Genomic DNA, 6,214 nt, shown 5'->3' on the forward strand with positions numbered 1-6,214 from the left:
CGCATATAAATGCTGTGCCATCGTCCAAAATATTCAGGAAGGGCGCGCCACTTGCAGCCTTGCTCAGCAATATAAAGTATGGCGTTAAGTGCCTGAAGGTTATCGTATTTCTTTATTCCCCTTGGCTTGGGAAACAAGGGCTCAATGATTTTGTACTGTTCTTGTGTTAGTTCCATGGAAAAGCATTTTAATACTTTTTATGTGAACAGGCCCTAAAATGACAGAAGGCCTATTGAAGTTTGGTAAGCCTTGTTTTGTATGGCGCGCCCGGCACGATTCAAACGTGCGACCGCCTGTTTTGTAGATATGAAATAAAATCATAACTACTTGTTTTAATTAACTAATTGGGGAGACCGCCCGTTGCATTTTTCACTACATCGCACGACCTTGCAAGACTGAATCCGGCAAATTTTCGGCACAGATAGCTCGACTAAACAGTGTTAACAAGATATTCATCGGTCATCCCCGAAAGCAATCTACACTAAACCTTATTCACCTTGATACAAAAAATGGAACAAGTAGTCACGCTTAGAAATTCTTAGGCAAAAGTCAGGAATTATTTTCAACCACTACAGGTAATACTGACAGGCTTGCCCCCTTTAGCTGCATCCTCGTCAACCACACAGCCCATCGCGCTTTCGAGTGAAGGCATTTCATACATCACCTTGCGCAGTAGCCCCTCCATAACACCACGGAGTCCTCGTGCACCGGTTCCCCGCTCTATGGCCTGCTTGGCAATGGAGGTTAGCGCTTCAGGCGTGAAGTCCAGTTTAACGCCCTCGAATTCGAACAGACGCTGATACTGTTTTACCAACGCATTGCGAGGTTCGGTCAGTATTTTGACCAATGCAGCTTCATCCAGGTCATGCAGAGCCGTGATGACAGGAAAGCGCCCGATGAATTCGGGAATCAGGCCAAAGTGCCTCAGGTCGTCAGGCTGTACTTCTTCAAACAGGTGCAACTGGTCATAGGCCTTACCCGGGTCGGAAAAATTCACATGGAAACCAATCCCCTTACTGCCGGTACCCAGGCGTTTCTCCAAATACTTCTCCAGCCCGGCAAAAGCGCCACCGACGATGAAAAGAATATTGCGTGTATCGAGTTGCGGTTCCCCGCTCTTCTCCTTGCGACTCTTGGCACTCAACTTGACTCGCGTTCCTTCAACCAGTTTGAGCAGTGCCTGCTGCACTCCCTCGCCGGAGACATCTCGGGTTCCGTGTGAACTCTCTCCTGCGCGGGCCAATTTGTCGATTTCGTCAATATAAACGATTCCCCATTCGGCCAACTCCCTGTTGCCTTCGGCGCTATCCATCAGACGCGTAAGAATACTCTCCACGTCATCACCCACGTAGCCTGCCTGCGTCAGTGTGGTGGCGTCGGCGATCACGATCGGCACACCAACAATTTTTGCAAGAGAGCTTGCCAGCAGCGTCTTGCCGGTACCTGAAGGACCGAGCAGTAGGATGTTGGACTTTTCGATTTCCACATCCCCCTCGCCCATTTGCATCTTCGGGTTCTCGTTCTCCATGCCGAGACGCTTGAAGTGGTTGTAGACCGCAACGGCCAGGGTCTCCTTGGCCAGGTCCTGCCCCACGATATAGCGATCGAGCTGCTCTTTTAGCTCTGCAGGCTTCAACAGATTCTGCAAGGGCTTTGCAGCTGCCCGCTTGCGCCCCCAACTGCCTACTACCTGGGAAGCGAGACGCACGCACTCTTCGCAGATGTGCCCCTCTTCACCTGCAATCAGGGGTAAGTCGGGACCCTGTTCCTGACCGCAAAATGAACAATGGGCTTTTGCAATAGCCAAGGGTTCCCTCCTACTGGTTCGCATCAGGCATTGGAAATATTCTCCAACGAGGCCAACCAGTCTTTCTGACAATTGCGGCGATGACGTTGTTCGAGGATTTCACGGATCTGTGTCTTCACCTTGCTGATGGGAACTCGCTTGGAAGGCTTGATCTTTTCACACAATAGAATATGAAAGCCCATCTCGGACTCGACAATCGGGCTAATCTCGTTCTCCTGCATACTGAACAGCATGACATCCAATTCCGGATAGAGCTGCCCATGTTTCACATCTCCTAACTTGCCGCCTTCCATTGCCGTAGGGCACTCGGAGTACCGCTTTGCAAACTCTGGAAAACGATTCACCCTCCCCCCCAGCTTTTCGACTATCTGCTCCAATCGTTCATGGGAAGCAGCCGGTGAGTTTTCCGGGAAGTCGGGGTTCACCGTGATCAGAATATGCCTGGCCTGGCGTGTTTCGGGCACTTCAAAACATTCATGATGCATGGCATAGAAGAGATGCACGTCGATATCGCTCACTGCCGAACTGTTGGCGGCCACCAGTTGCATAACACTGTCAAACATCAGTTCACGATAGAGTGCGATGCGCAGGCTCTCTTCATCCAGATCATTGGCCTCCAGGTCCTGCAGAAACTCCTCCCGACTGCTATAGCGGGATGCAACCTCTTCCACGGACTTATCGAGCTGCTGATCTGAGATGACCACGCTCTTTGCTTCTAGGGACTCGAGTACCAGCGACTCCAGTTCAAAGCTTTTGCTCGCCTTTGCATAGATCTGCTGAAACTCGTCAGATTCAAGCTGACCCAGGTTTCTTCCAAAACGCTCCAGGGCATTGCGCAGCAGGTGATAGTTGAACTCGGGTGATGTCTTGCTGTGTTGATCGGACAAAACCATCACTCCCCCTCGTCTTCAGCATGCAGAAACTCAAGCGCGGTCTCCGGAATCTGCAGGGTCCGTCCGCTGAAACGGACGTGGTAGGCGGGTCCTCCCGGGTGATCCCGCAGCACCTTCTCGATCTCCCCCTCGTCACCGCTTTGTGCGATCACTTCGCCCTGGATACCCAGCGGAGCCTTCGGGGTTACCTTGTCCCTAAATTCGAAGCGGGTGGGTATCCAGGGATCACACTCCAGCTGCAGCTCCTGTTCACGGCAACCGACCATGATACCCTGGTCGATGAAGTCGACCGAGTAGATCAACTGGTCCTGCAGAAAAGTGCCCACGTCCCGTACATATCCCACACTGCCACGGCGTATTAGCAGGCGGCCTGTTGGCTTGCCTGGATAGGTACCGTCATTGCGCAAGTTGCGGATCACCCGCACCGCTTCGCCATATTCAAACTTTGGAAACACCGCTCTCTACCTGGGTTGTGATCTCCATCAGCGGAATCTCAACGCTGACTGGTTCATTCATGCGAAACACCTTGAACACCTTTTCGGTTATCGCATCCGATTCCAAAAAATCGGTATAGGCGCTTTTCAGTAAACCCGCATAAAGTCCCCTGCGCTCATCTTCATCTTCGGGCATCTCCTTCGCGCCTTCTATGTAGTCGTGAAAACGCTGCAGAATATGCAGGCGGTTTACATGGACCACCGATGGATCGAAATCGATTTTGAAATACTCAAGGAAATCTTCAGCACTGCTGAGCTCCTCAAGATCCAGGTCGAACTCACTCTCACTCATCTCATCTCTCCCATTAACCATGTACGGCCACTTCAGGCCCTGCATCACTACTCAGCGCTTCCTGTACCACTTCGATCAGCGCCCTGGCGCCCAGCCTGTCGTTGCTATCCAATTCGACCACCTTGTTGAGACGCGCCAGCGCCGACTCGTAAAGGCCCAGTCGCAGTTCAAGAAAGCCAGCCCCTTTCAGTGCAAGCATGTAAAAACGGATCATGGTCATGGAGATCAGCACACCGCCGCCGATCTCCATCTCGTTCAATTCATTCCAGTCTTCGGGTATCTCCAACCGGTGCGCAAAGACCTTCAGCACCCGGTCGGCAACCATCAACGCATCTTCCAGGCGATGCTGGTAGTAGAAGTAGCGGTAGAGCGCCACCAGCACCATCGGGTGCTCCGGCTCCAGGAAGTAGGCCCGCATCAGAAGCTGCTCCGCAGACTCCTCGCCGTACTCCTCCGCTGCGTTGTCCAGGCAGCGCTTCGCCTCGGCCTGCAGGGGCTCATCGAAATAGAGGGCACCCTCTTCGAAATCGAGCATATCCATGCTTACGCCCTCGCCTTTTTCAAATCCACAGGTACAACAGGTTCACAAACCGGCTGGGCATCGCAGTGATCACACTCATCATCGGGTACCTTCCCACCAGGCAGGCAACCGTGCACCCCGACCTCCTGCTCAAGCAGGCGTATACGCTCCAGCAGACAGTTCACTGCTTCTGCTACAGGATCAGGAATCAGGTGGTGATTGAGATCGATGCCATCCGTTATCTCACTGGCGACGCGGCTCGACTGCATCACCTTTCCGGGGATTCCGACAACGGTCTTGCCTTCCGAAACCGGCGATATCACCACCGAGTTGGCGCCGACCCTTGCATCCTGCCCAACGGTTATCGGGCCGAGTATCTTGGCACCGGCACCCACCACCACCCTGTCACCCAGGGTCGGGTGACGCTTGCCCTTGTTCCAGGAGACACCACCGAGGGTGACTCCGTGGTAGAGGGTGACGTCATCACCCACCTCGGCCGTCTCTCCGATGACGACCCCGGTACCGTGATCGATAAAAAAGCGTCGACCAATGGTCGCACCGGGATGAATGTCGATACTTGTCCAGATACGTCCGATGTAAGAAATCAACCGTGGCAGGTAGCGCCAACCCTTGCTCCACAACCGGCTGGCCATGCGATAGAGCAGAATGGCGTGAACACCTGGGTAGGTGGTGATAATCTCCAGGCGGGTCCTGGCTGCCGGGTCACGCTGAAAAACGCAGGCCACATCCTCCCCGATAAGCTTCCAGATAGAGAACGGCTTCAATTCAGTTTCCTTTTCGCCAGGCAGATCCACACTACTGTTCACTGAGGCATCCATTCCTTGTTCTCTCCGTTAACCGAAATATAGAAACGGCGCAGCTCGTGTATATCGGGTGTACGCTTGTACTCAACTGCATGCTGGCGCACCCGCTCCAGCACAGACTCAGCCTGGGTACGGGTAAGCTGTATGCCCATATCTGCGTAGGCCTGGATAATGGCGTGGCTACCGGAATGTTTACCCAGGACGAAGCGATGATCGCGACCTAGTTCCCGAGGGTCGACGCCCTGGTAGTTCTGCTTGTCCTTCATCAGGCCGTCCACGTGGATCCCCGCCTCGTGGGTGAAGACACCGGCACCGACCAGGCTCTTCTGCCAGCCGACACTTCTACCAGATGCGCTCTCCACCAATTCGGAAACTTTGGTGAATCGCGCCATGTCGATGTCGCGGCCCTGGTCGAAAAAGCGACGCAGCCCCATCACCACCTCTTCCAGGGGCGCATTACCCGCGCGCTCACCGAGACCATGCACGGTTGTGTTCACATGGGTGGCACCGGCACGAATGGCTGCCAGCGTGTTAGCTGTTGCGAGGCCGAGATCATCATGGGCATGCATCTCGATCTCCATGTCGGTAATGGACCGGAGATCACCGATCACGGTATAGACATGAAACGGCTCCATGGTTCCTACGGTATCGGCAAATCGGAAACGGCGAGCACCAACCCTTTCGGCCTGCTCCACCACTTGCCAGAGAAATTCAGGTGCAGCACGTGAAGCATCCTCGCCGCCTACACAGACATCCAGGCCCAGCTCCAGGGCCTGGACAACCCGCCGTTCGATCTGCTCAAGAACCCAGTCTCGATCGCGACCAAGCTTCTTTTCGATCTGCTGGTCAGAAACAGGGATCGAGAGATCCACGCTATGAACACCCAGGTCACGGCACTGCTCGATGTCCGGTTCGTGCATACGACACCAGACCATGAGTCGCGCACCCTTTACCACGCCTGATACGGCCTGGATGGAGGTGCGCTCGTCCTCTCCCATGGCCGGGATGCCCACCTCGAGTTCGGTAACGCCGATGTCGTCCAGCGACGTGGCAATGGCCAGTTTCTCTTCCAGGGAAAAAGAGACTCCTGCGGACTGCTCACCGTCCCGAAGGGTGGTGTCGTTTATGGTGATTCTGTTTACCTGCTTTCTCATGGCTCACTCCTGTTGAAGAGTGATTGAGCAAGCAGTGTGCCATTATTCTTTATTTATGATTTATCAATCAGTTACAGTATCCGCTACTGGGAGTTGAATGTAGGTTGGATGTCTTTTGTAGGAAAGCCGACAAAGGCTAAAGGATAAAGGATAAAGGATAAAGAGCTACGTCTACAGGCTGTTGAAATTCTCCCCTGAATCCTGAAGATAACGTCTACCCCAAGAGAAAG

The 6,214-nt window shown here is 53.6% G+C and carries 8 protein-coding genes; all 8 read right to left on the reverse strand.

What is annotated here, in order from left to right; all coding sequences use genetic code 11:
- On the reverse strand, positions 1-176 hold a 176-nt coding region (locus BOW53_RS12160; protein WP_135607103.1), incomplete at its 3' end, for a transposase.
- A 386-nt stretch (positions 177-562) separates the two neighbouring features.
- The gene (gene clpX, locus BOW53_RS12165) at positions 563-1,807 is read right to left on the reverse strand and encodes an ATP-dependent Clp protease ATP-binding subunit ClpX (protein ID WP_425442931.1); all 1,245 of its coding nucleotides are present in this window, start codon (positions 1,805-1,807) and stop codon (positions 563-565) included.
- Between the two features lie 23 nt (positions 1,808-1,830).
- The gene (gene nifM, locus BOW53_RS12170) at positions 1,831-2,694 is read right to left on the reverse strand and encodes a nitrogen fixation protein NifM (protein ID WP_172838896.1); all 864 of its coding nucleotides are present in this window, start codon (positions 2,692-2,694) and stop codon (positions 1,831-1,833) included.
- A gap of 5 nt (positions 2,695-2,699) precedes the next feature.
- On the reverse strand, positions 2,700-3,155 hold the full coding sequence (locus tag BOW53_RS12175; RefSeq protein WP_078488248.1) for a nitrogen fixation protein NifZ: 456 nt from the start codon (positions 3,153-3,155) through the stop codon (positions 2,700-2,702).
- Complete coding sequence (gene nifW, locus BOW53_RS12180) at positions 3,139-3,486, reverse strand: nitrogenase-stabilizing/protective protein NifW (RefSeq protein ID WP_078488249.1); 348 nt, start codon at positions 3,484-3,486, stop codon at positions 3,139-3,141. The genes BOW53_RS12175 and nifW overlap by 17 nt, the downstream gene beginning before the upstream one ends.
- 13 nt (positions 3,487-3,499) lie before the next feature.
- Positions 3,500-4,027: a hypothetical protein gene (locus BOW53_RS12185; RefSeq protein ID WP_078488250.1), complete on the reverse strand. Its 528-nt coding sequence runs from the start codon at positions 4,025-4,027 to the stop codon at positions 3,500-3,502.
- A gap of 2 nt (positions 4,028-4,029) precedes the next feature.
- On the reverse strand, positions 4,030-4,833 hold the full coding sequence (gene cysE / locus BOW53_RS12190; protein WP_425442932.1) for a serine O-acetyltransferase: 804 nt from the start codon (positions 4,831-4,833) through the stop codon (positions 4,030-4,032).
- Positions 4,830-5,984, reverse strand: a complete 1,155-nt coding sequence (gene nifV, locus BOW53_RS12195; RefSeq protein ID WP_078488252.1) for a homocitrate synthase — start codon at positions 5,982-5,984, stop codon at positions 4,830-4,832. Before nifV ends, cysE begins: the two co-directional genes overlap by 4 nt.
- Between the last annotated feature and the right edge of the window lie 230 nt (positions 5,985-6,214).

The organism is Solemya velesiana gill symbiont, from assembly GCF_002020805.1.
Taxonomy (GTDB): domain Bacteria; phylum Pseudomonadota; class Gammaproteobacteria; order Chromatiales; family Chromatiaceae; genus Sedimenticola_A.